The sequence below is a fragment of the Actinomycetota bacterium genome, assembly GCA_035640355.1.
Lineage (GTDB): Bacteria > Actinomycetota > UBA4738 > UBA4738 > HRBIN12 > CALGFI01.
The window spans coordinates 23,695-48,720 of record DASQWI010000021.1 but is presented as its reverse complement, the minus strand read 5'-3'; the positions used below and the strand labels follow the sequence as shown (position 1 = coordinate 48,720).

27 protein-coding genes and 1 pseudogene are annotated in these 25,026 nt (G+C 67.2%); 1 reads left to right on the top strand and 27 read right to left on the bottom strand.

Features of this window, described 5'->3' with window-relative positions; translation table 11 throughout:
* The 27 genes and pseudogenes from VFA08_11385 to VFA08_11255 all read right to left on the bottom strand — a co-directional run bounded on the left by VFA08_11385 (position 1) and on the right by VFA08_11255 (position 23,768).
* Positions 1–894 carry a F0F1 ATP synthase subunit gamma gene (locus VFA08_11385; GenBank protein ID HYZ14185.1) on the bottom strand — a complete coding sequence of 298 codons (894 nt, stop codon included), beginning with the start codon at positions 892–894 and terminating at the stop codon, positions 1–3.
* 156 nt (positions 895–1,050) lie between these two features.
* Positions 1,051–2,583 (bottom strand): annotated as a pseudogene (gene atpA, locus VFA08_11380) (F0F1 ATP synthase subunit alpha).
* Positions 2,584–2,662: 79 nt separating this feature from the next.
* Positions 2,663–3,202, bottom strand: coding sequence for an ATP synthase F1 subunit delta (gene atpH, locus VFA08_11375; protein HYZ14184.1), 540 nt, complete (start codon positions 3,200–3,202; stop codon positions 2,663–2,665).
* Positions 3,203–3,206: 4 nt separating this feature from the next.
* Entirely contained in the window at positions 3,207–3,779 is a 573-nt protein-coding gene (gene atpF / locus VFA08_11370) for a F0F1 ATP synthase subunit B (protein HYZ14183.1), read from the bottom strand.
* A gap of 11 nt (positions 3,780–3,790) precedes the next feature.
* On the bottom strand, positions 3,791–4,036 hold the full coding sequence (atpE, locus tag VFA08_11365) for a F0F1 ATP synthase subunit C (protein ID HYZ14182.1): 246 nt from the start codon (positions 4,034–4,036) through the stop codon (positions 3,791–3,793).
* A gap of 16 nt (positions 4,037–4,052) precedes the next feature.
* On the bottom strand, positions 4,053–4,859 hold the full coding sequence (gene atpB / locus VFA08_11360; protein ID HYZ14181.1) for a F0F1 ATP synthase subunit A: 807 nt from the start codon (positions 4,857–4,859) through the stop codon (positions 4,053–4,055).
* The gene (locus VFA08_11355) at positions 4,835–5,209 is read right to left on the bottom strand and encodes a hypothetical protein (GenBank protein HYZ14180.1); all 375 of its coding nucleotides are present in this window, start codon (positions 5,207–5,209) and stop codon (positions 4,835–4,837) included. Before VFA08_11355 ends, atpB begins: the two co-directional genes overlap by 25 nt.
* Before the next feature lie 25 nt (positions 5,210–5,234).
* The gene (locus VFA08_11350) at positions 5,235–5,465 is read right to left on the bottom strand and encodes an AtpZ/AtpI family protein (GenBank protein HYZ14179.1); all 231 of its coding nucleotides are present in this window, start codon (positions 5,463–5,465) and stop codon (positions 5,235–5,237) included.
* 144 nt (positions 5,466–5,609) lie between these two features.
* A complete protein-coding gene (locus tag VFA08_11345; protein ID HYZ14178.1) occupies positions 5,610–6,464 on the bottom strand; it encodes an ABC transporter permease in 855 nt (284 codons plus the stop codon).
* Positions 6,461–7,387 (bottom strand): ABC transporter permease, encoded by a 927-nt coding sequence (locus VFA08_11340; protein ID HYZ14177.1) that lies wholly within the window; start codon positions 7,385–7,387, stop codon positions 6,461–6,463. The genes VFA08_11345 and VFA08_11340 overlap by 4 nt, the downstream gene beginning before the upstream one ends.
* A gap of 19 nt (positions 7,388–7,406) precedes the next feature.
* The gene (locus VFA08_11335; GenBank protein HYZ14176.1) at positions 7,407–8,711 is read right to left on the bottom strand and encodes a spermidine/putrescine ABC transporter substrate-binding protein; all 1,305 of its coding nucleotides are present in this window, start codon (positions 8,709–8,711) and stop codon (positions 7,407–7,409) included.
* Positions 8,708–9,835, bottom strand: coding sequence for an ABC transporter ATP-binding protein (locus VFA08_11330; GenBank protein HYZ14175.1), 1,128 nt, complete (start codon positions 9,833–9,835; stop codon positions 8,708–8,710). The genes VFA08_11335 and VFA08_11330 overlap by 4 nt, the downstream gene beginning before the upstream one ends.
* Before the next feature lie 112 nt (positions 9,836–9,947).
* A complete protein-coding gene (locus VFA08_11325; protein ID HYZ14174.1) occupies positions 9,948–11,165 on the bottom strand; it encodes an MraY family glycosyltransferase in 1,218 nt (405 codons plus the stop codon).
* Positions 11,166–11,222: 57 nt separating this feature from the next.
* Positions 11,223–12,491: a serine hydroxymethyltransferase gene (gene glyA / locus VFA08_11320; protein HYZ14173.1), complete on the bottom strand. Its 1,269-nt coding sequence runs from the start codon at positions 12,489–12,491 to the stop codon at positions 11,223–11,225.
* Between the two features lies 1 nt (position 12,492).
* Positions 12,493–12,939 (bottom strand): ribose 5-phosphate isomerase B, encoded by a 447-nt coding sequence (rpiB, locus tag VFA08_11315; GenBank protein HYZ14172.1) that lies wholly within the window; start codon positions 12,937–12,939, stop codon positions 12,493–12,495.
* Positions 12,939–13,559: a hypothetical protein gene (locus VFA08_11310; GenBank protein ID HYZ14171.1), complete on the bottom strand. Its 621-nt coding sequence runs from the start codon at positions 13,557–13,559 to the stop codon at positions 12,939–12,941. Before VFA08_11310 ends, rpiB begins: the two co-directional genes overlap by 1 nt.
* Positions 13,560–13,592: 33 nt before the next feature.
* Positions 13,593–14,192, bottom strand: coding sequence for an L-threonylcarbamoyladenylate synthase (locus VFA08_11305; GenBank protein HYZ14170.1), 600 nt, complete (start codon positions 14,190–14,192; stop codon positions 13,593–13,595).
* The gene (gene prmC / locus VFA08_11300; GenBank protein ID HYZ14169.1) at positions 14,189–15,019 is read right to left on the bottom strand and encodes a peptide chain release factor N(5)-glutamine methyltransferase; all 831 of its coding nucleotides are present in this window, start codon (positions 15,017–15,019) and stop codon (positions 14,189–14,191) included. Before prmC ends, VFA08_11305 begins: the two co-directional genes overlap by 4 nt.
* A gap of 4 nt (positions 15,020–15,023) precedes the next feature.
* On the bottom strand, positions 15,024–16,145 hold the full coding sequence (prfA, locus tag VFA08_11295; protein HYZ14168.1) for a peptide chain release factor 1: 1,122 nt from the start codon (positions 16,143–16,145) through the stop codon (positions 15,024–15,026).
* Positions 16,146–16,201: 56 nt separating this feature from the next.
* Positions 16,202–17,017: a DivIVA domain-containing protein gene (locus VFA08_11290; GenBank protein ID HYZ14167.1), complete on the bottom strand. Its 816-nt coding sequence runs from the start codon at positions 17,015–17,017 to the stop codon at positions 16,202–16,204.
* Between the two features lie 89 nt (positions 17,018–17,106).
* The gene (locus tag VFA08_11285) at positions 17,107–18,021 is read right to left on the bottom strand and encodes a DUF1385 domain-containing protein (GenBank protein ID HYZ14166.1); all 915 of its coding nucleotides are present in this window, start codon (positions 18,019–18,021) and stop codon (positions 17,107–17,109) included.
* A gap of 25 nt (positions 18,022–18,046) precedes the next feature.
* A complete protein-coding gene (rpmE, locus tag VFA08_11280; GenBank protein HYZ14165.1) occupies positions 18,047–18,259 on the bottom strand; it encodes a 50S ribosomal protein L31 in 213 nt (70 codons plus the stop codon).
* Between the two features lie 38 nt (positions 18,260–18,297).
* Positions 18,298–19,902, bottom strand: coding sequence for a transcription termination factor Rho (rho, locus tag VFA08_11275; protein HYZ14164.1), 1,605 nt, complete (start codon positions 19,900–19,902; stop codon positions 18,298–18,300).
* 9 nt (positions 19,903–19,911) lie between these two features.
* The gene (fsa, locus tag VFA08_11270) at positions 19,912–20,574 is read right to left on the bottom strand and encodes a fructose-6-phosphate aldolase (protein HYZ14163.1); all 663 of its coding nucleotides are present in this window, start codon (positions 20,572–20,574) and stop codon (positions 19,912–19,914) included.
* On the bottom strand, positions 20,571–21,551 hold the full coding sequence (locus VFA08_11265) for a hypothetical protein (protein ID HYZ14162.1): 981 nt from the start codon (positions 21,549–21,551) through the stop codon (positions 20,571–20,573). Before VFA08_11265 ends, fsa begins: the two co-directional genes overlap by 4 nt.
* Positions 21,548–22,918 (bottom strand): 2,3-diphosphoglycerate synthetase, encoded by a 1,371-nt coding sequence (locus VFA08_11260; protein HYZ14161.1) that lies wholly within the window; start codon positions 22,916–22,918, stop codon positions 21,548–21,550. The genes VFA08_11265 and VFA08_11260 overlap by 4 nt, the downstream gene beginning before the upstream one ends.
* A 46-nt stretch (positions 22,919–22,964) precedes the next feature.
* Positions 22,965–23,768: a metallophosphoesterase gene (locus VFA08_11255; GenBank protein HYZ14160.1), complete on the bottom strand. Its 804-nt coding sequence runs from the start codon at positions 23,766–23,768 to the stop codon at positions 22,965–22,967.
* A gap of 63 nt (positions 23,769–23,831) precedes the next feature.
* Between VFA08_11255 and VFA08_11250 the strand changes: the two genes are divergently transcribed.
* Positions 23,832–25,007 carry a MarP family serine protease gene (locus VFA08_11250; GenBank protein ID HYZ14159.1) on the top strand — a complete coding sequence of 392 codons (1,176 nt, stop codon included), beginning with the start codon at positions 23,832–23,834 and terminating at the stop codon, positions 25,005–25,007.
* Positions 25,008–25,026 lie beyond the last annotated feature (19 nt).

Below are 25,026 nucleotides of genomic sequence, written 5' to 3'. Positions count from 1 at the left end.
TCATTCGCTCGTCGCCTGCGCGAGCGCCTCGGCGCCGCCGACGATCTCCATGATCTCGGTGGTGATCTCGTCCTGGCGCGCGCGGTTCGCCTGGCGCGTCAGAACCTTGATGAGCTCCTCTGCGTTGTCCGTCGCCGCCGCCATCGCACGCTGACGCGCGGCGTTCTCCGAGGCGGCCGATTCGAGCAGCGCGAAGAAGATCTTCGTGATGAGGTACTGCGGGAGCAGCTCGTCCAGGATCGCCGCAGGCTCCGGCTCGAAGATGTACTCGGCCTGCGGCGCGCGCTCGGCGCTCCCGCTGACCTCCTCGGGCGCGATCGGCAGGAAGCGCTTGTCCGTCGCGCGGAACGTGAACGCCGAGCGGAAGTCCGTGTAGACCGTGTGCAGCTCGTCGATCCGGCGTTCGCGGAAATCGCCGATCAACCGCTCACCGATCTCCGCCGCAGCGTCGTAGCGAGGAACCTCCGAGAAGCCCGACCACGACGTCTCGACGGGGATCCCGCGGAACCGGAAGTACCCGATGGCCTTCTTGCCCGATGCGTACATCACGGGTTCCATGCGGTCCCGCCGGATCCGGTCAACGAGGCCGTCGAGGCGCTTCAAGACGTTTGCGTTGTAGGAGCCCGCGAGCCCGCGATCGGACGTCATCACCAACACCCCTGCGCGCTGTGGTTGTTCGCGCTCCTCCAGGAGCGGATGCACGAGCGATCCGGTCTGCCGGGCGACGTCCTCCATCGCGGCGGTGAGCAGGTCGGCGTACGGACGCGCCTGGAACACGCGCTCCTGCGCCTTCACGATGCGCGAGGCGGCGATGAGCTCCATCGCGCGGGTGATCTTCATCGTCGACTGGACGGAGCGAATCCGCCGCCTGACGACGCGGAGCTTGGCTCCCATCGGCTATCCCGTCGGGCCGGGCGGCTCCACGTCCGGCCCCTCGTCGTCGTCCCCTTCCGACGAGAGTCGATCCCATCCGACGTCTTCTCGAAGCGCGTCGCGCGCAGAGCCAACTCCGGCGGCAGCGGCGCTTCCCGGACCGGCCTCGGTGGGCTCGAAGGCACGGCGGAAATCCTCGAGCGTCTGCTTCATCGAGGTCTCGGCTTCCTCGGGGAGGTCCCCCGTTGTCCGGATCGTCTCCAGTACGTCGGTCCGCGAGGAGAGGTGATCGATGAACTCGTCGACGAACCGCTTCGCGTCGTCGACGGGCAGCTCGTCGAGATGGCCACCTGTCGCCACCCAGATCGCCACGACCTGCCGTTCGACGGGCACCGGTCGGTACTGAGGCTGCTTCAGGATCTCGACGACGCGCGCGCCCCGCGCGAGCTGCTGCTGCGACGCCTTGTCGAGCTCAGAGCCGAACTGCGCGAACGCCTCGAGCGCGCGGTACTGCGCGAGGTCGATGCGTAGGCGTCCCGAGATCCTGCGCATGGCGCGGATCTGCGCATTGCCGCCCACTCGCGAGACCGAGATGCCCACGTTGATCGCGGGGCGCACTCCAGCGAAGAAGAGGTCGGGCTCGAGGTAGATCTGCCCGTCGGTGATCGAGATGACGTTCGTCGGGATGTACGCGGAGACGTCGTTGCCTTTGGTCTCGATGATGGGCAGCGCGGTGAGGGATCCGCCGCCGAGCTCGTCCGAGAGCTTCGCGGCGCGCTCGAGGAGCCGTGAGTGGAGATAGAAGACGTCGCCGGGGAAGGCCTCACGACCCGGCGGGCGACGCAACAACAGCGAGAGCGTTCGGTACGCGGTCGCCTGCTTCGACAGGTCGTCGTACACGGCAAGTGAATGCAGGCCCTCGTACATCCAGTGTGCGCCGAGGGCAGCTCCCGAATAGGGCGCGATGTACTGGAACGGGACGGGGTCTGCCGCCGATGCGTTGATGACGACGGTGTAGTCGAGCGCGCCGTTGTCCCGCAGAGTCTCGACCACTTCGGCGACGGTCGAAGCCTTCTGTCCGACCGCGACGTAGATGCAGCGCACCTGCTTCTTCGGATCGCCGCTCGCCCAGTTGTCCCGCTGGGCGATGATTGCGTCGATCGCGATCGCCGTCTTCCCCGTCTGCCGGTCGCCGATGATGAGCTCGCGCTGGCCGCGACCGATCGGCGTCATCGCGTCGATCGCCGTGATGCCCGTCTCCAGCGGCTCCTTCACCGGCTGTCGGTCCACGACGTTCGGCGCCTGCACCTCCAGGTTGCGGCGAGCCTTCGCCGAGACCGGCCCCACGCCGTCGAGCGGGTTGCCGAGCGGGTCGATGACGCGCCCCAGGAATCCGTCGCCCACGGGGATCGACAGGATCTGATGCGTCTGCTTGACGAGGTCGCCCTCCTCGATGTGCTCGGACTCACCGAGCACGACGCAGCCGATCTCGTCCTCGTTCAGGTTGAACGCGAGCCCGAGCACACCGCCGGGGAACTCGAGAAGCTCGTTGGCCATCGCGTTGGGGAGGCCCTTGACGCGCGCGATCCCGTCGCCGGCTTCGATGACGCGCCCAACCTCCTCCCGCTCGACCGAGGGCTTCCAGCTCTCGACGTTCCGTCGGAGAGCCTGGGCGATCTCACTCGGATCGAATTCCGGTTCGGCTACCACTTCGTCACCAGCTCCCCACTGTCCCTCGGGGGTTCGCACAACGCTCGCTTCGCTCGCTGTGCTACCCCCCGAACCCCCGTTACACCAACAGGTGTTGTTTGGCTTCTTCCAGTCGGGTCCGAACGGACCCGTCGAAAATCTCGTCCCCCACACGCGCGACGACGCCGCCGATCACGGTCGGGTCGACGACCACTCTGAGCTCGATCCGGCGTCCCGTGGCCTCCGACAGCGCCTCTTGCAGGCGTTGGCGCTGCGTCTGGTCGAGCGGCACGGCCGAGCGAACCTCGGCCAGGGCGCGCTGCCGTCGCTCCGCCACCACTTGGGCCAGCGTGTCGATGATGGTCTCGACCTCGCGTGCTCGCCCCTGCTCGACCAGGAGCGTCAGCAGGTTCAGGGCGATCGGGTTGACGCGGTTCCCGATCGCGTCGCGGATCAGGTCGCGCTTGTTCTCGATCGGCAGCGCCGGATCCACGAGCGCCTCGCGGAATCGAGCCTGCTGCTCGAGCATCCGCGCGAACGCATAGAGCTGTGCTTCGACCGTGTCGAGCTCCCCTTCGGCCTCGGCCACGGCGAACAGCGCGTCTGCGTACCCGCGAAGTACATCGTCGCGTTCGGCCATGGCCCTACCCGGATCCCCGGCCGCCGCTGCCTGACAGCTCATCGATGTACTCGTCGATCAGCCGCTGATGCGCGGTCTCGTCGATCGCCTGCCCCACCACGCGCTCGGCGATCTCCACGGCGATCTGCGCCACCTCACCGCGGAGCTCCTCGAAGACGCGATCGCGTTCGGCACGGATCTCCTCCTGCGCGCGCGCGACCGTCGCTTGCGCCTCCTGCTCGGCGCGCTGTTGGAGGTCGGCGCGCATCTGGTCGGCCGCTCGTCGGGCCTCCTCGACGATGCGGTTCGCTTCCTCGCGCGCGCCTGCCAGTTGCTTGCGGTACTCCTCGAGCTCACGCTCGGCCGTTCGGCGCGTCTCCTCGGCCTGTTCAAGGTCGCCCTGGATCCGGGTCCGTCGGTCCTCGAGCAATGCGTTCACTCTGGGCAAGACCCACTTCCACATGAAGAAGAACACGATGGCGAAGCCGATCGCCGCGATGATGAGCTCGCTCGCGTGCGGAAGGATGTTCTCGACCTCGCTGGGCTCCTCGACGGGCTCTTCCGCCTGAGCCAGGATGATGAAGATGACTGAGAACATTCGTCGGCCCCTCAGATGATGAACGAGAAGGCGATGCCGAATAGAGCCAGCGCCTCGATCAGCCCGATGCCGATGAACATGTACGTCCGGACCTGTCCGGCGTACTCGGGTTGCCGGGCCATCGCCTCGACGGACTTCCCGATCAGGATCCCCAGACCGATGCCCGGCCCGATGGCCGCAAGGCCGATGACGAGGCCCTTGCCGATCGAGGTGATCGCGTCGAGGTCGCCGGTGACCTGAGCTAGGACTTGGAACATTCAGCAGCCTCCCTGTCTAATGCTCCTCCGCCACCGCCTGCCCGATGTACGAGGCGGTGAGGATGGCGAAGATGAACGCCTGTAGGACCGCAACGAAGATCTCGAAGCCGACGAGGATGACGGCCAGAGGGAACGAGAACGGGACAAGGATCCACGTCTTCGGACCGTTCACAAGGAAGAAGATCGTCCCAAGGAAGAAGATCGCCAGCAGGAAATGACCGGCCAGGAAGTTGGCCCACAGACGAACGGTCAACGTGATCGGCCGGACGACGATGTTCGAGATGAACTCGATCAACGGAAGCAACGTGTAGCGGAGCACCCCCGGCGCCTCCTCGATGATGCAGGTGTGTCGGAGGTATCCGAGGAAGCCGTGCTTGGCGATCCCGGCCCCGTTGTACGTCACCCAGGAGATGACGGCCAGCACCAGTGGGATCGCGATGCGGCTCGTCGGGGCAAGGCTGAATCCGGGGAGCACTTCGAAGAAGTTGGCGATCAGGATGAAGAAGAAGAAGGAGGTGAGCAGCGGTAGGTAGCGAGCGGCTGTAGGGCCGAGCATGGGTATCGCGATCTGCTCGCGGACGAATTGGATGCCGAGCTCCATGAGTGCCTGGAACTTCCCTGGCACGGCCTGGGGCCGGCGGAACGCGAGGAAGAACAGCACGACGACGATCAGCGTCGTCATCAGCACGAGAAACGTGATGAAGTTGATACACACGCTGGCGCCGAAGATCGAGATGGGCGAACCCCAGCAACGGAAGAGGAAGTCCTCCGTCCCCGGTGGTTCGAACTCCGCGCCGATCAACGCCGTCCCTCGAAGGACCACAGATCGACCTGCATCCGCCCCGAGAGGGTGCGCGCCTCGTACACCAACAGCACGATGGTCGCCGGGACGACCGAAAGCGCGAAGGACGTGGGCGAGAACCAGGAGAGCGTGTTGAGCCCGACGAGCACGATGACGATGACCGTCATGCGCAGGAAGAAGCCTCCCATGGCGACCGCGAACACAACGGCCGGTGATACGCCCGCGGCCCAGGCGATCGAGAGCGCACTGGCGACGGAGTTCGCGGTGACAACGGCGACGCCGATGGCCGCCGATGAGCCGGCCCCCGCGCCTTCGACGAGCATCCCCAGCGAGAAGGCGACTGCGAGGGCGAGCGGGACGAACCGAAGCACCTTGCGCGCGAGCTCCCGCTCGGGCTCAACCCTCAGCGTCGTCGCTCCCCCTCCCGTATCGCAGGTACACCGCGTAGACGCCGAGGGCGGCACCCAGGACGAAACCGATCCCCGTGAACACGTGCTCCGTCCCGAATAGGGCGTCGACGAGGTAACCAAGGGCGCCCATCACCAGCATCCCCGCGATGAGCGTGCTCGTGATCGCCCACCCAACGCCCATGCCCGACCATGCGTCGCTTCGTTGCGGCCGGGCCATCGGCGTGGGGAGTATATCCGTGCGCTCGTTGGTACGTCAAAGCCGCGGCGACACGTTTCCGCAGGTCAGAGGCCCTATTTCGACGCCGGAGCCCCCGCTTGTGAAAGTTTTCACGAGGCCCCGCGACGCGGTGGTCGGATGCAGTCAGGCGCGGCGGCGTTGGGCGATCACGTTGGCGATCGCCGCGAGGATCCCCGCGCCGAACAGGATCGTGGCCATCACGTTCACCTGCGGCGGGAGCCCGATCCGCTGAGCGCCGTAGACCCACAGGGGGAACGTGGAGTCCTGTCCCGCGACGAAGTTGGAAATGACGAAGTCGTCGAGCGACAACACGAACGCGAGAAGGAAACCGGCCATGAGCGCCGGCGCGATCAGCGGCAGCGTCACCTTGAAGAACGCGGTCACCGGACTCGCGAACAGGTCCTGCGCCGCGTCTTCCAGGTTTCGGTCGAGGCCCTGAACGCGAGCGCGAACGGTCACGGCGACGAACGCGATCGAGAACCCGATGTGCGAGAGCAGAATCGACCCGAACCCGAGCGGGACCTCGGCCAGGATGAACAGCGACAGCAGCGAGGCGCCGAGAACGATCTCCGGCACGGCGATGGCCAGGAAGATGACGAAGTCGACACCGCGAACGCCTCGGAACCGATAGCGCCCCAGGGCCAGACCGAACAACGCTCCGAGCACCGTCGAGATTGCGGCCGACGGGAAGGCGACCTTCAGCGAGAGACGGAACGCGTCCGGTAAGCCCGGGATGTTGAAGACGTTCTTCCACCAGTCGAGGGTGAACCCCCAGAACTGAGGAGTCTGGGTCTGCCGGATGCCCGGGATGTCGTTGAACGAGTACAGGATCATCGTCACGATCGGGCTCGACAGGTACAGGATCATGGCGATCGTGTACACGGGCAGGATGAACCGGGTCCACCGCTTGTTCGGCCGGTTGAGCGGCGCGCGCTGGTGCTCCTCGAGCGGTCGCGTGGCGGTGGCGACGGCGCTCACGCCTGCGCTCCCGCCGCGCGTTGAACGTCCTCCGTCCCGAGAATCCGCGCGTAGAGGGTCGCAAGGACGAGCATCGCCACCATCAGGATGACGGACAGGGCCGCGGCATCCGGATAGTTGAGCTCGGTCAGGAACTTCGTCTGGATGATGTTGCCGATCATCGTGGTGCCCGGCCCGCCCAGCACGTCGGCGTTCACGTAGTCGCCCGTCGCGGGAACGAACGTCAGCAGGAACGCCGCGAACACACCGGGTAGCGATAGCGGCCACACCACGCGGCGGAATGCCTGCCACCGGCTCGCGTAGAGGTCCTTCGCCGCTTCGACCAGACGTTTGTCGATGCGCTCGAGCGAGACGTAGAGAGGCAACGCCGTGAACGGCAGGAAGCTGTAGGTGATGCCCGCGATAACCGCGAACGGCGTCGCCAACAGGCGGAATTCGTCAGGGAGGAGCCCGACAGCCTTCAGGAAACCAAGAAGCGGCCCGTGGTCGCCGACGATGAACTTCCACTGGATCGTGCGGATGATGAACGAAACGAAGAACGGCGCCAGGATCAACAGCAGCAACGACGTCTTCCATTTGTCTCCGTAGAACGCGATCCAGTACGCGAGCGGATACGCGAGGATCAGCGCCACGGCGGTCACGATCGCCGAGTACTGGATCGACCTGATGAACTGCCGCTCGTACTGGCCCAGGACATCCGCGTAGTTGCCGAACTCCCACGTGAACGAGAAGCCGCCGGCGAGGAGCCCACCGCTCTGCAACGACGTGTAGACCATGATCGCCAGCGGGATCAGGAAGAAGACGGTGAGATACAGCCCACCGGGCGTCAACAGGAAGTACGGGACGAGGCGGCGGCGAGCGCTGAGCCTTCGGCTCTGGGCCTCCTCGGCGCGCTCCGGTGTGTCGACGGCTTGCGTCGTCACGCCGGAGCGCCCGTTCGGATCAGCCTTGCGAGATGGGCAGGAAGATCGAGTCCCACTCCTCCGTCTCCTCCTGCGTCCGCAGGTCGCGCCCGAACGACGTCCTCGAGATGAACTCGTCGCTCGGGTACAGGAACTCGCTGCGAGCCGTCTGGTAGAGCTTGTTCGCGTAGCCCTTGAACCCTTGCTCCTCTGCGCGTGCAGCGTCTTGCTCGATCAGACGTTGTGTTTCCGGGACCGGCGACATGTACAGCACCCATTCCGTCAGCTTCGTGGCGTTCTCGGGGTCGTAATAGAAGTCCATTACCTCCATCGCGCCAACGGGGTTCTGAGCGGCGGCCGGGACCATCATGTTGTCGATCCACAGGAGCGCACCACCCTCGGGGAATACGAAGTGCACGTCGATCCCGAGCCAGACGTTCGAGTACAGGACGTCGCCCGACCACGCCATCCCGGCATTGAGATTGCCCTGTTGCATCTCGGGGAGATAGTCGTTTCCGTAGTACGCCCGCACGGTCCCGGACTCCTGCTGCATCCGGAGCCAGTCGGCGGCCTCGCGCCACTCCTCCGGCCCGGACTCCGTCGGGTCGATGCCCAGGTTGATCATGACCCAGTCGGGCATGTCGCCCTCGAGCATCCCGATGCTGTTCGTTCCCACCTTGTCCGGATTCGCCAGGTCGTCCATCTTCGTGAGCTCGCCGTCCACGAGCTCGCCGTTGTAGAAGATCCCGGTGATCCCCGACTGCCACGGCATCCCGTGGGTGTTGCCGGGGTCGTAGAACGGGTCTTTCGCCCAGCTCGCCGCGTTCGTGTCGAAGTTCGGTCGCCGATCGGGATCGAGCGGGTAGACCCAGTTGTTCGCCACGAGGGTCGTGAAGTACCGCCCGTTCGTGATCACGATGATGTCCCAGCCGGGATCGTCCCCCGCGGCGAGGAGCGGCTGCAGACGACCGAAGAATTCCGCATTGTCGTTGATGACGTCCTCGTAGTTGACCTGGATGCCGGTCTGTTGGGTGAACGTGCGCAGCGTCGGGTGGAACACCTCCCCCTCGTTGTTCTTGGCCTGGTCCATGTAGGCCGGCCAGTTCGCGAAGTTGACCAAGTCGCCCGGTTCACCGGAGTAGATCTGCCCCACGTCCAACCCGCCGTTCCCGCCGTCACCGCCGGTCCCGCCGTCGCCACCACCGCACGCGGCGAGGAACGAGGCGAGACTGAACCCGGCGATGCCGGTTCCGGCGCCCTTGAGGACGCTCCGCCGGGTCAGGCGCCGCCGCATTACCTCGTGCATCATCGCGGGATCGACGATCCGATCACCTCGTTCGGTCATTCCTCTTCCTCCTCGATCGACACACCTTCCTGCGGAAGAACGGCGAACGTGTGCTCTCGCTGCCACGAAAGACGTACGCGCTCGCCAGGCCTCGGGGCCGGGGTTGAGCCCAGGTTCTGGACCCAGACGGTCAACTCGTGCCCGCCCGGCCCCTCCACCTTGAACTGGTGGCTCACGCCGATGTAGGTGGACATCCGGAGCAGGCCGGTGACGGAGTTCCAGTCGGAGACCGGCTCGGGGCCGTTCTCCGGCGCGATGGTGATCTTCTCCGGGCGGACGCCCACGAGCACGTCGACGCCCGTGTGAAACGGCGCCCGATCAGTCGGCATGTGGACGACATCTCCGCCCTGCAACAGGACCGACGTCGTGCCGTTCCGCTGCTCCTTGAGCTCGCCCTCCAGCAAGTTCGATGCGCCGAGGAACCCGGCGACGAACTGCGTCTGCGGGTTCTCGTAGACCTCCTCTGGTGGTCCTACCTGCTCGATCCGCCCGTTGCGCATCACGGCGAGGCGATCAGACATCGTCATCGCCTCCTCCTGATCGTGCGTCACGTAGATGAACGTGATGCCGACCTCCTGTTGGATCCGTTTCAGCTCCAGCTGCATCTGCTTGCGGAGCTTCAGATCCAGCGCGCCGAGCGGCTCGTCGAGCAGGAGAACCTGGGGCTCGTTCACGAGTGCCCGCGCCAGCGCAACCCGTTGCTGTTGACCTCCGGACATCTGACCGGGTTTACGCTTGTCGAAGCCCTCCAGATCGACGAGCTTCAACGCGTTCCGCACGCGCGCGTCGATCTCGTCGCCCGGCACCTTCCGCCGCCTGAGGCCGAACGCGACGTTCTCGAACACGTTCAGGTGCGGGAACAGCGCGTACGACTGGAAGACCGTGTTGACGTCGCGCTTGTGAGGCGGCTGATCGGTGACGTCGCGGCCGCGCAGGTAGATCGTGCCCCGCGTCGGCTCCTCGAACCCGCCGATCATCCGAAGCGTCGTCGTCTTGCCGCAACCCGACGGTCCGAGCATGCTGAAGAACTCGCCGACGGCGATGTCAAGGGAGAGATCGTCGACGGCGATCGTCTCGCCGAAGTCCTTGGTGACACGCTCCAGCCGAACGTCAACCTCGGCCAATGCGCCTCCCTGGTTTCGACGCCGCGTGGATCCGGCCTCGTTCGGACCGCGATTATGACGTATTACGCCGCACCGACGGACCTCGGATGTCCCGAGTCGCCGAGGCGTTGCGTCAGGAAGCGCCCGGCGCCCGATCCCGACGGGCGGGGCGTGGCGGCGGCCGATCCGCGCGGGCGGCCACCGCGGTGACGGGCGTTCCGGCTCCGTTCCCCTCGAGGGGGCGATCGCTCCCCCGCGGAGAGCGGTCGCGGATGAGCCTGGGGAGGACGGCGGCGACTATCACCGCAGCCCCGACGATCGCGCCCACCATCAACGTGCCGTCGATGAAGGCGATGACCAGCGCGGATCCCGAGATGAGCGCGCTCCACAGATACATCAGCAACACCGCCTGACGGTGCGTGTGGCCGATGTCCATCAATCGGTGATGGATGTGCTCCTTGTCGGCGTGCCCGATGCCGATACCGCGCCGCATCCTCCGGATGACCGCCAGCACGACGTCGAGGAGCGCGATCGACAGGACGAGCAGCGGCAGCGTGATGGGGATCACGATCGCCGCCAGCGCGCCGCTCGTTTCCTCCGGGGGTCCGTTCAGGTTCCGCACGGCGCCCGAGATCGTCGCGACCGCCAATACCAGCCCCAACAGAAGCGCGCCCGAATCGCCCATGAAGATCTTGGCGGGGTAGAAGTTCCACGGAAGGAAGCCGATCGCGGCGCCAGCGGCGATCACCGCGAGTAGAGCCGCCGACGAGGCCTCGATGGCGTTGCCCTGCGGCGACCACGCGATGTACGCGAAGAACGCGATCGCGGCGATGGCCACGATCCCGGCCGCGAGCCCGTCCAGCCCGTCGATCAGGTTGACGGCGTTCACCATCAGCACCACCCAGATGATCGTGAGGGGGACGGCGATGTCCGGGGAGAGCGAGAGCAACCCCTGGCCGGGGAAGTAGAACCAGATGAACTGCACGCCGATCAGCACGAGCACGCCGGCGATCAGCACCTGACCGGCGAGCTTGCCGAGCGCCGACACCCCCCGTGTGTCGTCGATCACGCCGAGCACGACGATCGCCGTGCCGGCGATTGCGACGGCGTCGAGATCGGAACCCGTGTCGAACAGATTTCGAAGGAACGGTACGAACCTCGAGGCGATCAGACCCGCAGACAGCCCGATCCAGATGCCGATCCCCCCCGCCGTGGGCGTCGGCTTGGGATGCATCTTGCGATCGGACGGCCGGTCGATCCACCCGAGGCCGCTGGAGAGGGCTCGAACGAGCGGCGTGACCGCGAACGTCACGATCGCCGTGATCGCGAAGACGAGCAGGTAAGAGCCCACCTCCGGCGATGCTACCGCCTGTCGTATCGGCGGCGCCCGACGCGTGGCGCTCGCGGGTTAGCCCGGATAGACCGGGAAGCGGTTCATGAGCTCGCCGACGCGAGCGCGGCACAGCTCCTTGACGCGCCCATCGGTCCGGTTCCTGAGCGCCTCGCCGATGATGCTCGCGACCTCCTTCATCTCGGGCTCGTCCATCCCCAGTGTCGCCGGGCCCGGTGTCCCCACGCGGATGCCCGACGGATCCAGCGGCGGCATCGGGTCGAAGGGGATGCCGTTCTTGTTGATGGCGATGCCGACGTCGTCGCAGACGGCCTCGGCCTCCTTGCCGCCCAAGCCGACCGGGCGAACGTCGCACAGCGCGAGGTGCGAGTCGGTTCCGCCCGACACGACGCGGATGCCCTCGTCCGCGAGGCCCTGCGCAAGCGACCGCGCGGAACGGACCACGCGGGCGGCGTACTCGGCGAAATCCGGGCTCATCGCCTCCTGCAGGCAGACGGCCTTCGCCGCGACGACGTGCTCGAGCGGCCCTCCCTGCATCATCGGGAAAACGGCCTTGTCGATCGCCTTGGCGTGCTCCTCCTTGGACAGGACGATGGCCCCTCGGGGGCCGCGGAGCGTCTTGTGCGTCGTGAACGTCACCACGTCAGCGAACGGAACGGGGCTGGGGTAGGCGCCACCCGCGCAGAGCCCGATGAAATGCGACGCGTCGACCCACAGGAGCGCGCCGACATCGTCGGCGATGCTGCGGAACGCCACCCAGTCGATGACGCGCGGATACGCCGTGAACCCGGCCAGGACGATCTTCGGTCGCTGCTGCTTGGCCAGATCGCGGATCCGGTCGTAGTCGAGCTGCTCGGTCTCGGGGTCGACCTCGTACCCGACGAAGTTGAACCACTTTCCCGACACGTTCACCGGCGACCCGTGGGTCAGATGCCCTCCGTGCGCGAGCACCAGGCCGAGCACCTTGTCGTCGGACCTCGGCTCAAGGAACGCACCGAACACGGCCAGGTTGGCCTGCGCTCCGGCGTGCGGCTGCACGTTCGCATGGTCCGCTCCAAACAGGCGCTTCGCTCGTTCGATCGCCAGCGTCTCCACAACGTCCACGAATTCGCACCCGCCGTAGTAGCGACGGCCCGGATACCCCTCGGCGTACTTGTTGTTCATCGTCGACGCCTGCGCGGCGAGGACGGCGGGGCTCGCATAGTTCTCCGACGCGATCAGCCGGAGCGTCGAGCGCTCCCGGTTCACCTCGTTGGCGATGGCACCGGCGACGTCGGGATCCGTCTCCGCCAGTGCGTCCCAGTCGGCGACGAAGTCGTTCGTCATCTCATCGTTCTCCGCGTTCGATCTCGGCGATCTGCTCGAGCCTCTTCGCGTGACGGCCGCCGTCGAACGGCGTCGCGAGCCACAGCTTCACGATCTCCTTGGCGAGCTCGGTGGCGACGATGCGGCCCCCCATCGCCAGCACGTTCGCGTCATTGTGACGGCGCGAGAGCTGCGCGAGGTGGAGGTCATTGCACAGGGCGGCGCGCGTACCTCTGACCTTGTTCGCGGCGAGCTGCTCACCCTGCCCGGAGCCGCCGAGGACGATCGCGCGGTCCGCGCGGCCGTCGATGACCGCGCGCGCGGCCGCGGCGCAGAAGTCCGGGTAGTCCACCGTCTCCTCGGAATCCGTTCCGACGTCGAGCACCTGGTGCCCCTCTGTCCGGAGGAACGTCTTCAGCTCCTCTTTCAACAGATACCCCGCGTGGTCGCTCCCCATCGAGACGCGCATCAGTCCGGATCCGAGATCGATGCCGCCCGGACCGGCGCGGGACCGAACATGGCGTCCACCAGCCGGACGCACCACTCTTCGAGCTCCGCCGCCACTGCCCGATAGGTCGCGAGCGGCATGCCGAGGGGATCGATGATTCCCTCGTCCGCCGGATTGCCGAGATCGCCCGCACGCCGGAGCTCGTCGGCGCGCTCGACGAGGTCGCGCAGCGTCGCATGCGGATCGACGGCCCGTTCGCCCGCCGACGGATGCTCTCGCGAGGGGATCCGTTCGAGGAGGCGCACGATCTCCTTGAGCGTGAACGTGCGCGACGCGGCACGCGGATGAAGGTCTTCGACGTGATCGCGATGTTCGCTCGACATGGCGATCACCAACTCCGCGTCGGACAGGTCGCGTTCGTGCAACCTGCGCCCGCGATGTGCCGCGAGTTGGAAGCCTCGCTCGGCCGCTGCGACGATCGACCCGTCCTCGGCGAGCGAGCCGGCCCATCCCGACGTTCCGGCCGACGCGACCGATGGTGCGCTCTCTCCGAGGCGCTCCCGGAGCGTCGAGCGCAGGATCGCCTCGGCGATCGGCGAACGGCACACGTTGCCCGTGCAGACGACGAGGATCGATGCCACGAGGTTCGGGAGTGTACCGGCGAACCCCCGCCTTCACGCTTCCGACAGAGCGTGGACCACGGCACTCTCGGCGAGGGCACCGACGCGAAGGAACCGAGGCTCGCCGCCGGTCAAATCCACGACGGTCGACGCCCGGCCATCGACCGGAGAGCTATCGCAGAGGTAAACGGCCACGCGATCGCCGAACACCGCCCGGACGCCGTCGCACGCCGCCGGCGTCGACTCACCCGAGCGATTGGCGCTCGTCACCGCGAGCGGTCCCGTCAACGTGAGCACAGCCAGCGCGAGCGGATGATGGGGCATCCGAACGCCGATCGTCTCGGCGTTCCCGCCGAGCTCCCAGCCTCGAGACAACTCCGTCCGGGGAAGGATCAACGTCAAGGCCCCCGCCCAGAACCGCGTCGCCAGACGCAACGCTGGCTCGTCGAACGATGCGATCTGCTTCGCCGCCGTCAGCGACGGCACGAGCACCGGAAGCTCGAGGTCAGATGGCCGCGACTTCGCCTCGAACACGCGGGCGGTAGCCGCCGGGTCGTCGGGACATGTCCCGATGCCGTACACGGTGTCGGTGGGAACGACGATCAGCTCACCGCTCACCGCGGCGTCCGCCGCGTCACGGATCGGGTCCGTCACGGCCTCCGGGCGATGACCACGCGATCGCGCCCAGCGAGATCTGGCGCCACACGAACGTCCATGAACGATCCCCGGAAAACCTCCGCGATGGTCTCGCCGAACGCGCTTCCGACCTCGACCGCGAGCACGCCGCCGTCCCGCAGCCATCGGAGCGCCTCGGCCGCGAGCCGTTCGTACACCTCGGGTCCCCCGAGGAGGGCGAGCGTCGGGTCAGCCTTCACCTCCGGCGGAAGACCCTCGTACTCCTCCGGCGTGACGTACGGCGGATTGCTCACGACGAGGTCGAACCATCCCCGGAGCTCGTCGGGCAGCGGCATGAGAAGGTCACCCTCGAGGACCGCGACATCGATTCGGAGCCGCCGAGCGTTCGCCAGCGCCAGGTCGACCGCCTCCGCAGAGCGATCGGTCGCGAACACCCTCGCGTCCGGCCGTTCGTCCTTGATGGCGAGAGCGATCGCGCCGGTCCCCGTTCCGACGTCCGCGACAAGCGGTCCCTCGGAGTCCCGGATTGCGCCGAGGGCGTGTTCGACAAGGACCTCGGTCTCGGGGCGCGGGACGAACACGCCCGGCCGAACCTCGACTTCGATACGTCGGAACGCCTGCCGTCCGGTGAGGTGCTGCAGCGGCGTTCCTGTGCACCGCTGACAGATCGCTCGCCCGTACATCCTGGCCTCACGAGCGTCGAGTCCCTGAGTCCGCGAGAAGAGCCCGGCTCGATCCGTCCCGAGCACGTGCATCATCAGTTGCTCGGCGGTCGCGCGTGGACTCTCGACGTCGTGCCGTTCGAGGTAGTCCGTCGCGCGGCGAACGACCTCCGCGGGGCGCAATGGGTCACTCCTGCTCGGACGCTCGCGCGCCACGGCGGCCGTCGGGATCGCCGTCGGTCGCGGTTGCGAGCTGTGACGCGCGCTCGGCCGCGAGCAGCGCGTCGACGAACTCGTCGATGTCGCCTTCGAGTACGTCCTGCAAGCGGTGAACCGTCACCTTCACGCGGTGATCGGTCACGCGGTTCTCCGCGAAGTTGTACGTCCTGATCTTCTCGGCGCGCTCCCCCGTTCCGAGCTGCGAGCGCCGGGTGGCTGCCTCCTCGGCGGCAGCCTCGTCTCGCGCGCGGCTGAGCAATCGCGCGCGCAGGTAGCGCATCGCCTTCTCCCGGTTCTGCAGCTGCGATCGCTCCTCCTGCGTCGCGACGACGATGCCGCTCGGCTTGTGCGTGATCCGAACGGCGGAGTCCGTCGTGTTGACCGACTGACCGCCGGGCCCGGAGGAGCGGTAGACCTCGATCTTCAGATCCTCGGGCTTGATCTCGACCTCGACGTCTTCGGCCGCAGGGAGCACGGCGACGGTTGCCGTCGACGTGTGGATCCGACCGGAGGACTCGGTGACGGGAACGCGTTGCACTCGGTGCACGCCCGACTCGTGCTTCAGCCGCGAGTACGCCCCCTTGCCGCGTACCTCCAAAACGACCTCCTTGAACCCGCCGAGCTCTGCGGGCGACGCGGAGAGAACATCGGTCTTCCATCCGCGGCGCTCCGCGTAGTGCCGGTACAGCTCGAGAAGCTCCGCCCCCCAGAGCGCCGCCTCGGTTCCGCCGGCTGCGGCGCGGATCTCGACGATGACGTCCTTGTCGTCGTTCGGATCGCGGGGGACGAGCAGCTCCTCGAGCCGGGATCGCAACGTGGCGATCTTCGCCTCGGCGGCCTCCGCCTCGGCACGGAGGAACGAGGCCATCTCGGGGTCGGCCTCCTCGCGCGCCAGCGAGCGCGCCTCCTCGGCTTCACGCCGCGCTTCGCGGAACTGCCGATACGGCACGATGATCTGTTCCAGCTCAGCGAAGTCCTTGCCCAGCCGGCGCATCCGATCGCGATCGGCGGCGACGTCAGGCGAGGCCATCTCGACCTGCACGCGTTCGTAGCGCGCCTCCACATCGGCCAGACGTGTGTCGAAGTCCATGGACCGATTATCCAGGCCCGCGAGAGAGCGCGGTTGGTCCCGGGAAGGTGGAACGTCTATTCGCGGGAAGCGTCGTCCGGCTCGTCGCCCCAAAACAGGTCGAGCCGTGGGATGTCAGGCATCTCGAGGTCGAGCACCTTCGTTCCCTCCCAAAGTTCCTCGTACGAAGGATCGTCCAGAACGTCGTGCTCCTCGACGTGCTCGACGAACACGTTGTCGCGCGGCGTGGAGGGCTCGTGGTCGTTCGTCACGTCGATAACGCTCTCGGTGGCGTCGCCGGCCTCGATGCCATCCGAGTCTTCGTCGATGTCGGCCTCGGCGATCTCCGGCATGACGATCGTCGCCTCCAGATCACTCGCCACGCCGAGCAGTCGGTCCCGCATCTGCGCGAGCTCCCCGACCAAGCGGTTTCGTCGGGTCGAGAGGCCCAGGAGGGTTCGGTCAGCATGCTCCTTTGCCAGGCGGAGGGAGCGCTCGGCGGTCTCGCGCGCCTGCTCGTCCTTGGCCTTCGCCTGGCTCCGGATCCGATCGGCATCGGCACGCGCTTCCTCGAGCATGCGCTCTGCTTCCCGACGGCTTTCGACCTGGACCCGCTCGGCCACCTCGTCCGCCTCGCGGATCACCTTCGCCACGCGCTTTGCGAGCCGCTCGTATGGGTCGACCTTCGGCTGAGCGAGCTCGCGCAGTGCGGCGTCCGCTTCGAGCCGCGCCTCGCGAAGCATCGAGGCCATCACCTCGACCTGGTCGGCGAGCTGGTCGAGGTAGTCGCGTACCTGATGCGGGTCGTATCCGCGCCGGATCGTGACGAACTCCCGGCGGCGAATCTGGTCGGACGAGAAGAGGACGGGCACGTCCAGCTCTGTCGCGGACATGGGGAAGGCCTCCTGTTTTTTTGCGGGTGCCCGAAGGCGGGACCAGGACGCTACACGCGGCGAACGCCGATGCAAGCACCCAACCGCGCTTACGCCTCTGCGCTGCGGGCCTGCTGCTCCCGTTTGAGCACCTCGTTGAACGAGGCGATCGCGACCTCGATCTGACCATCGTCGGGGGGCTTCGTCGTGATCTTCTGGAGCCACAGCCCGGGTGTCATGACGATCCGCATGAACGCGGACTTCGGGTACCGCGCGCCGAGCCGCAACAGCTCGAATGCGAGCCCGGCGATGATCGGGATCGCCAGCAGGCGAGAGCCGATGCGCCACCACAGTCCGGGTGCACCGAATAGGGCGAACACGAAGATCGTCGTCACCATGACGATCAACAGGAAGTTGGTGCCACACCGGACGTGAAGCGTCGAGTAGGGATCGATACGGTCGGGAGTGAGAGGCTCCTCGTGCTCGTACGCCGCGATCGTCTTGTGCTCCGCGCCGTGATACGCGAACACACGTCGGATGTCTTTCGCGCGACCGATCACCAACAGATAGCCGAGGAACAGCCCGACACGGAACAGGCCCTCGAGGACATTCGTCATGATGCTCGACCCGATCCTTCGCCCAACCCACCCGAACGTCGCAGCGGGCAGCACGATGAACAACCCGATGAAGATCACCGCGGCGATGACGAACGAGACCGCCATCTGACGCGACGTCAGCTGCTCGTCTTCAGGCGCGGACTCGCGCGCCGAGATCGACAGCGCGCGGAACCCGATCGCCAGCGCCTGCCCGAGCGCGATCACCCCTCGCAGGAACGGCTTGCGGAGGATCGGATGACGCTTCGCGACGGAATCGATGTCGTGCGACTCGACGTGGATGTCCCCTGCGGGTCTCCGGATGGCCACCGCCCACACGTCGCGGCCCCGCATCATGACGCCCTCAACCACGGCCTGGCCGCCGTAGAAGTGCTCGGGCTTGGCCACCTCATCCGCCACGCGCTGCGTCATCGATCGCGCCGAAGCACGACCCGGATCAACCCGGCTGTTGTTGCTTGGCGTAGCGACGCTGGAAGCGCTCGACGCGCCCCCCCGTGTCCACGAGCTTCTGCTTGCCCGTGTAGAAGGGGTGGCAGTTCGAGCAGATCTCGACGCGCAGGTCCGACCTCGTGCTGCGGGTCTGGAACGTGTTGCCGCACGAACAGTGGACCGTCGCGACCTTGTACTCGGGATGGATGTTCTGCTTCATGACTTCGAACACTCCTCGATGGCTGTGGACGCCGAACCTCAGGACGGCGCCTTGGCGATCTCCTTCAGGAACTGCTCGTTCGACTTCGTTTGGCGGATCTTGTCCGTGAGCAGCTCGAGCGCGGCGCCCGGGTCGAGTGCGTGGAGAACTCGGCGGAGCCGCCACACGAGCGCGAGCTCCTCGGTCGGGAGGAGCAGCTCTTCCTTGCGCGTGCTCGAGGCCTCGACGTTGATAGCCGGGAACAGCCTCTTCTCTGCCATCTGGCGGTCGAGACGGATCTCCATGTTCCCTGTGCCCTTGAACTCCTCGAAGATCCCCTCGTCCATCCGCGAACCGGTCTCGACGAGCGCGCTCGCGATGATCGTCACCGAGCCGCCCTCCTCGATGTTCCGCGCGGCGCCGAAGAACCGCCTCGGTGGGTACAACGCCGTCGAGTCGATACCGCCCGACAGGATCTTCCCGGACGCCGGAGCGGCGAGGTTGTACGCGCGCGCGAGCCGAGTGATCGAGTCGAGGATGATAGCGACGTCCTTGCCCATCTCGGCGAGGCGCTTGGCCCGCTCGAGGACCAGCTCGGTGACCTGGATGTGCTGGTCCGGCGGCTTGTCGAACGTGGAGTAGACGACCTCCGCGGGCTGCACGGTCCGCTGCCAGTCCGTAACCTCCTCGGGACGTTCGTCGACGAGCAGGATGATCACGTGGGTGTCCGGGCTCGAGTTGATGATCCCGTTCGCGATGTTCTTGAGGACCGTCGTCTTGCCCGCCTTCGGCGGCGAGACGACCATGCCGCGCTGACCCTTCCCGATCGGCGTGATCATGTCGATGATGCGGCCGGTCACGTCGGTCGGCCCGGTCTCCAAACGGAACCGATCGTGCGGGAACAGCGGCGTCAGCTTGTCGAAGTTGGGGCGCGACTTCGCCGTCTCGGGATCGACGCCGTTCACCGTGTCGATCTGCAGCAGCGCGAAGTACTTCTCGTTGTCCTTGGGATGACGAACCTTGCCGGTGACGGTGTCGCCCTTGCGGAGCATGAACCGCCGCACCTGCGACAGCGAGACGTAGATGTCCTGCTGCCCGGGAAGGAACCCGGTCGTGCGGAGAAACCCGTACCCCTCCGGCAGGATGTCGAGAAGACCCGTCGCCGTCGGCGCCGTGGCGAGCTCCTCCTCGCGCGTCTCGACCTCGCGCTGGCGACGCTCCTCGCGGGCGCGCCGCCGCTCCTCGCGGGACGGACGTCGGCGCGGTCCCTGTCCGTCGCGGTACGGCGGACGTTCGCCTCCACCACGCTCGAACCGCTGCTCGCGCGGCCGTTCGCGGACTCGGTCGTCCTGCCGGACGCCGCCGTTGCCCGACGGGGCCGGGGCGTTCTCGCGCCGTACGTCCGTGCGCGTCTCCCCGGTGCCACCTTCGGATCCGGCGGACTGCTGGTCCGCGGGAGGCGGCGAGGCCCCGCTCGGCGTCCCGGCGGGCGACGGCCCGGTCGCCGCGGCGCTTCCGGCGCTCGGGTTCTGGCCGTTCGCGTGCGCCAGGATGCGTTCGATCAAGTCGGCCTTCTTCAGGCCTCTGTGGCCCTCGATCCCGAGGTCGGACGCGATCTGATGCAGTTCGGCCGCGACCTTGCCCTCGAGGGCGCTCTTCTCCATGGTTGCCACTCAGGCTCCTTTCTGCAGTTCCTTTTGCAGGGACTTCCAGTCCTGCAGGAACTTTTCAAGTCCAACGTCCGTAAGCGGATGCTTCACCAGCTGCGTGAACACCGAGTACGGCATCGTGGCGATATCGGCACCCGCGAGCGCGGAGTCAACGACGTGCATGGGATGACGGAGCGAGGCCGCGAGGACGTTGGTCTCATAGCCTTGAACCTCGTAGATCTCGCAAATCTTCCGCAGCGCGTCCATCCCATTGGCGGCCACGTCATCCAACCGGCCGAGGAACGGCGACACGATGTACGCCCCGATCTCGGCCGCGAGGATCGCCTGCGCCGGCGAGAACACCAGCGTGACGTTGACCTTGATCCCCTCGTCGGTGAGGCGCTTCCCCACCGTCAGGCCGTTCGGCGTCATCGGCACCTTCACCACGGCATTGGTCGCCATCTGGGCGAGATCGACGCCTTGCTCGTACATGGGCTCGATCTCGAGCTCGGTCGTCTCGAGCGAGATGGGGCCCTCGACCTCCGACAGGATCTCCTTCCACACCCGCGCGGGGTCGTCGGCCTCTTTGGCGACGAGTGACGGATTCGTCGTCACGCCGCCGAGCACGCCCCACCGATTGATCTCACGGATCTCGTCGATGCTGGCCGTGTCCAGGAACAGCTTCATCGGGCCCCTCCCTCCGTCGCCACGCCAACGGGCGTCGCCTGGCCGACCGCCCGCTCCGTCGCACGATCCATCACCAGGTCGATGATCGCGGCGAGCGTTCGGTCGAAGTCGTAGTTGGGCAATACGGGAACGCCGTGGCTCAGCGCCTGGCTCTTGATGTAGCGCTGTACTCGGCGGATGTTCTCGAACTCGGTCAGGTAGCGATTCGCGGCGCGGCCCGAATGGTCCGCGGCGCGGGCCGCGAAGTGGCTGCGGTGCGCGTCCTCGTCCTCGACAGAGAGGATGAGCGGAACAGCCAGCGCCCGGTCCTGCCACCTGGATGGGTCGACGAATCCCGGGACGACGTGCGCGCCCTCGATGATCAAGCTGGTCTGCTCGAGGGCGGCGCGCTCGAGGAGCGCGTTGACGCCCACGGCCACGGCCGCCGTCTGCTCTCGGAAGCCGACGACGACGGCGTCGCGCGACGGATGTTCACGGAGCACCGAACCGGCCTCGAACGACGATGTGTGCAGCGAGGGCATCAGCTCGCGAGAGAACAGCGCACGCATCACCTCGCGCACGGCGTCGGTCGCGACGACGCGGACGATACCGAGGCGCGTTGCAAGCTGCGTGGCCAACGTCGACTTCCCGACGCCGGTCGTGCCCCCGATCAGCACGACGACCGGAACGTCCAATGCCGCCACCTCGCGCCACCGCCGATAGTTCTCCGCGTAGCGCTCGCCTGCGAGCTCCTCCACCGCCGAGAGCGTCAGCTCGGAGAGCTCGTCGCTCGATACCGACGGCGCGCTTCGCGCCAGCAGTCGCTCCTCGACCACCTCGGCAACCTGGTACGCGCGCGACGGCGACAGCCCCGTGACCATTACCTCGGAGGCGTGCAGGCCCTTCGAGAACGGGAGCCCGGTCTGTCCGTCCTCGATCACGATGTGCGGGCTCCGCCGTTCCTTGTTGTTGTTCGTCGAACCGATCTCGTTGGTCATGCTTGCTCCGAGCCGCCACGGGCGGCGTGCCGCTCGATCGCGAGCCCGATGGTCCAACGCAGCGCCTCGACGAGATCCGGCTCGCCGTCCACCGCGACGGGTCGGTTGTCGACGAAGACGACGTCCGCTCCGCGGGCGATCGCTCGTTCGCACGCGACGTCTACGGCTGCGGCTTTGAGCTCGGTGAGGAGCACCTCGTACCCTCCGGCGCCATCCATCTCACGCGCCAACCCCGCCCTATCGGCGAGGCGGGCGCTCAACCCCACCACGCGGCAGCCGTGATTCGCTTCCAGGGACCGAGCCTGCCTGTCGGCGACCGGTCCCTGCGCCGTCGTAGTGAAGAACACGTCCTTGCCCTCCACGTCGCCCAGCGGCTGTGGATGAAGGTCCGCCACGATGAGCCGGGCATCACCGCGCAGTCGCTTGACGTGGGATCGGAGGACAGAGAAGTTCTCGCTAGAAGAGATTCTCCGCCCGGCTGGGCTGTGGCCCATCGTAACAACCACCAGGTCCGACAGCAACAGGCGGTAGGGGCCGAGGTACTCGGTCAGGTTCCTCTCGGCCAAAGCGGCATTCGTCACGAGCACGCCCGCATCCCACGGCACTGGGGGGACGGACGCCCCGCTCCCCTCGAGGACCACGACGCCCGCCCCGAGCCCCACGGCGAGCTCGGCCGCCTCGCGCGCGTTCGTCGCGACCGGGCGGCCCGCGAGTCCGCCGCCGGCCCGTCGCGCGCCGATCGTCGTCACACCCGTCGTGACGGCGTCCTCCAGGTAGTCGGACGCGGCGTGCCGTCCGCTGCGGACGAGCTCGAGCAGACGCTCGAGCGTGACCGAGCCGGCCTCGGCCACCTGCGGCCGGGGTGGACCGCCCCGTCCCATGGCGACGACGATCGGGTTCATGCCGTCGGCCAGCGCGGTTCGAGCGACCTCGCCCGCCGCCGCGGTCTTGCCGGTGCGCTTGCCGGTTCCGATCACAGCGATGGTCGCGACCCCCAGCGGCGGGCCGTCGATCGGGGGGTCGAACCGGAAATCGCCGCCCACGTACGGGAGGCCTCGGGCGAGCGCGACCGCGACGAGCTCCATGCGTTCGCGATCACCGAGCACGGGTTCGTCGGACACGTCGAGAACCGCTTCGACTGAGCCACGACCGAGCCGGTCGAGCGCCCGTGCCAACGAGGCGGTGGGTTCGCCGTCCGCGTGGATCAGCGGAAGGCCGAGCTCGAGGTCCTTCCCGGGGCGGAGCTTTTCCGTTCCCCCGAGGAACAGCGCCGCAACGGGCTCGAGACCGCGCGAACGCGAGGTCTCGAGCGCCCAACGCGTCACCGGTGGGTAGTGCTCGCCGTCGACGAGAACGAGGACCTTCATCTGGTCGCCTATCGCATGGCGGCCGGCGCGATCGTGATCTTCGGAGCTACTCCCCGATCTGCGCGCCGGTCACGGTCGTCCGTTGCTGAACGGGTGGTTCGAGCTCACGGTGGAACTGCTCGCCTGTCGAGAGCGAGAAGTGGGCGATCACGCTGCCCCCGCCGAACGGGTACTTCCGCGTGATCCTGACCTGATCGCCCTCGAACTCGAGCACGTTGTAACACGGCTTCGTGTAGCCGCGGACGCGGAGCGAGGCGACCGTCCCCGCGTTCGCGACGTACAGGTCCTCCAGACGCCACACGTACGGCACGTGCTTGTGTCCGGAGAGCACGATGTTCACGCCGCTGGTGATGAGCACCTCGAGCAGGTCACCCGCGTCCATCACCGTGCTGCGTTCGCGACCCGTGCCCGGTATCGGCAGCAGGTGGTGGTGCAGCACGAACACCTTCAGCTCCGCCGGAACGTCGAACTGCGACCGGATCCAGTCGTACCGTTCGCGGCCGACCTGCCCCTCGTTGATGTCCGGCTCGCTGGAGTCGACGCCGACGATGCGAACGCCGTGCACGTCCACGCTCCAGTGCCGGTCGCCGATCAGCTCCTCGAAATGGAGGTACCCCACGTTCCGCGCGTCGTGGTTGCCGGGGACCGTATACATCGGCGCCGTGATGCGCTGCGCGTAGGCGAGCCAGTTCTTGTACTCCTGCCGGTATCCCTCGTTGGTGAGGTCACCACTGCAGATGACGACGTCTGGGTTGAGCTCGTTCAGCTCCACCAGGACGCGATGCATCAGGTTCGGAACGAAGTACGGGGAGCCGACGTGCGGGTCGGAGATGTGGCCGATCGTCACCACGGGTTCGCAGTGTAGCCGCACCAACGACGCTTCCAGCGGGCCGCGCGTGGGACGATGGACAACGTGAACGGCCTCGACCTCGTCCTCGTCGGCGCACTTGTGCTGGCGGCGCTGTCGGGGTTCCGGCGCGGGCTCGCGTTGCAAGCGTTTGGCTTCGGCGGACTGCTGATCGGGCTCGTCGTCGGCGCGCTCTTCGTGCCGCTCGTCTCGGGGATCGCCGATCAGTCGATGGCGCAGGCGACGCTGGCGATCGTCACGCTCATCGTGTTCGCCGGAATCGGGAACGGCGTCGGGTGGTTCGTCGGCACCAGGCTCCGCACGCGTACGCGCTCCTCGAAGTACGGCCGGGCCGATGCCTTAGGTGGATCGGCCGTCGCGATCCTCGCGTCGCTGATCACCATCTGGTTCATCTCGCTGAATCTGGTGAACGGGCCCTTCCCCGACCTCGCGCGACAGATCCGCGGGTCTGCGATCGTTCGCGCGCTCGACGACACGCTGCCCCAGCCGCCGTCGCTCCTCGCGCAGGTCCGGCAGTTCTTCAACCGGTTCGGATTCCCGGACGTGTTCGCTGGGCTCCCGCCCGTTCCCGCCGAGCCGGTTCGCCCTCCCAGCAGCGTCGACGCCCGTGCGGCGTTCGCGGCCGCCGACGACAGCACCGTTATGGTCGTCGGCCCGGCGTGCGACAGGATCCAGGAGGGTTCGGGGTTCGGGGTCGGCGGCGAGTACGTCATCACGAACGCGCACGTCGTCGCCGGCGTCGACGAGCCACAGATCGTCAGCAGCGGCGGTGAGACGTATGCGGCGACGACGGTGCTCTTCGACGCGGAGCTCGATCTCGCCGTCCTGCACGTCGACGGTGCTCCCTGGCCCAGCCTGTCGCTCACGCCGCTCGACGCCGACCGTGGCGCCGGAGGAGCGGTCCTCGGTTACCCGGGCGGAAGAGAGCTCGAGGGGAATCGCGCCGCGGTGCTTCGCGCCCTCGACGGCGTGATCGGACTGGACATCTACGGGCGACGCCGGACGGAGCGGTTCGTGCTCGAGCTCCAGACGCACGTCCGGCCCGGCAATTCGGGCGGTCCGTTCGTGCTGTCGAACGGCTACGTCGCCGGCGTCGTGTTCGCCGCGTCGACGGCCGACCAGAACGTGGGCTACGCGCTCGCGGCGAGCGAGGTTGCCCCGGTCCTCGAGCGTTCGATCGGACAGACCCAACCGGTCGGCACCGGTCCCTGCATTCGTTAGCCGAAGGTCCCAGGCCGAA

Bases quoted from the DNA above. Each gene is read 5' to 3' on its own strand.
- VFA08_11385 (HYZ14185.1), bottom strand. From the start codon at position 894: ATGGGAGCCAAGCTCCGCGTCGTCAGGCGGCGGATTCGCTCCGTCCAG.
- atpH (HYZ14184.1), bottom strand. From the start codon at position 3,202: ATGGCCGAACGCGACGATGTACTTCGCGGGTACGCAGACGCGCTGTTC.
- atpF (HYZ14183.1), bottom strand. From the start codon at position 3,779: ATGTTCTCAGTCATCTTCATCATCCTGGCTCAGGCGGAAGAGCCCGTC.
- atpE (HYZ14182.1), bottom strand. From the start codon at position 4,036: ATGTTCCAAGTCCTAGCTCAGGTCACCGGCGACCTCGACGCGATCACC.
- VFA08_11350 (HYZ14179.1), bottom strand. From the start codon at position 5,465: ATGGCCCGGCCGCAACGAAGCGACGCATGGTCGGGCATGGGCGTTGGG.
- VFA08_11335 (HYZ14176.1), bottom strand. From the start codon at position 8,711: ATGACCGAACGAGGTGATCGGATCGTCGATCCCGCGATGATGCACGAG.
- glyA (HYZ14173.1), bottom strand. From the start codon at position 12,491: ATGACGAACGACTTCGTCGCCGACTGGGACGCACTGGCGGAGACGGAT.
- rpiB (HYZ14172.1), bottom strand. From the start codon at position 12,939: ATGCGCGTCTCGATGGGGAGCGACCACGCGGGGTATCTGTTGAAAGAG.
- prfA (HYZ14168.1), bottom strand. From the start codon at position 16,145: ATGGACTTCGACACACGTCTGGCCGATGTGGAGGCGCGCTACGAACGC.
- VFA08_11290 (HYZ14167.1), bottom strand. From the start codon at position 17,017: ATGTCCGCGACAGAGCTGGACGTGCCCGTCCTCTTCTCGTCCGACCAG.
- VFA08_11285 (HYZ14166.1), bottom strand. From the start codon at position 18,021: ATGACGCAGCGCGTGGCGGATGAGGTGGCCAAGCCCGAGCACTTCTAC.
- rpmE (HYZ14165.1), bottom strand. From the start codon at position 18,259: ATGAAGCAGAACATCCATCCCGAGTACAAGGTCGCGACGGTCCACTGT.
- rho (HYZ14164.1), bottom strand. From the start codon at position 19,902: ATGGAGAAGAGCGCCCTCGAGGGCAAGGTCGCGGCCGAACTGCATCAG.
- fsa (HYZ14163.1), bottom strand. From the start codon at position 20,574: ATGAAGCTGTTCCTGGACACGGCCAGCATCGACGAGATCCGTGAGATC.
- VFA08_11265 (HYZ14162.1), bottom strand. From the start codon at position 21,551: ATGACCAACGAGATCGGTTCGACGAACAACAACAAGGAACGGCGGAGC.
- VFA08_11260 (HYZ14161.1), bottom strand. From the start codon at position 22,918: ATGAAGGTCCTCGTTCTCGTCGACGGCGAGCACTACCCACCGGTGACG.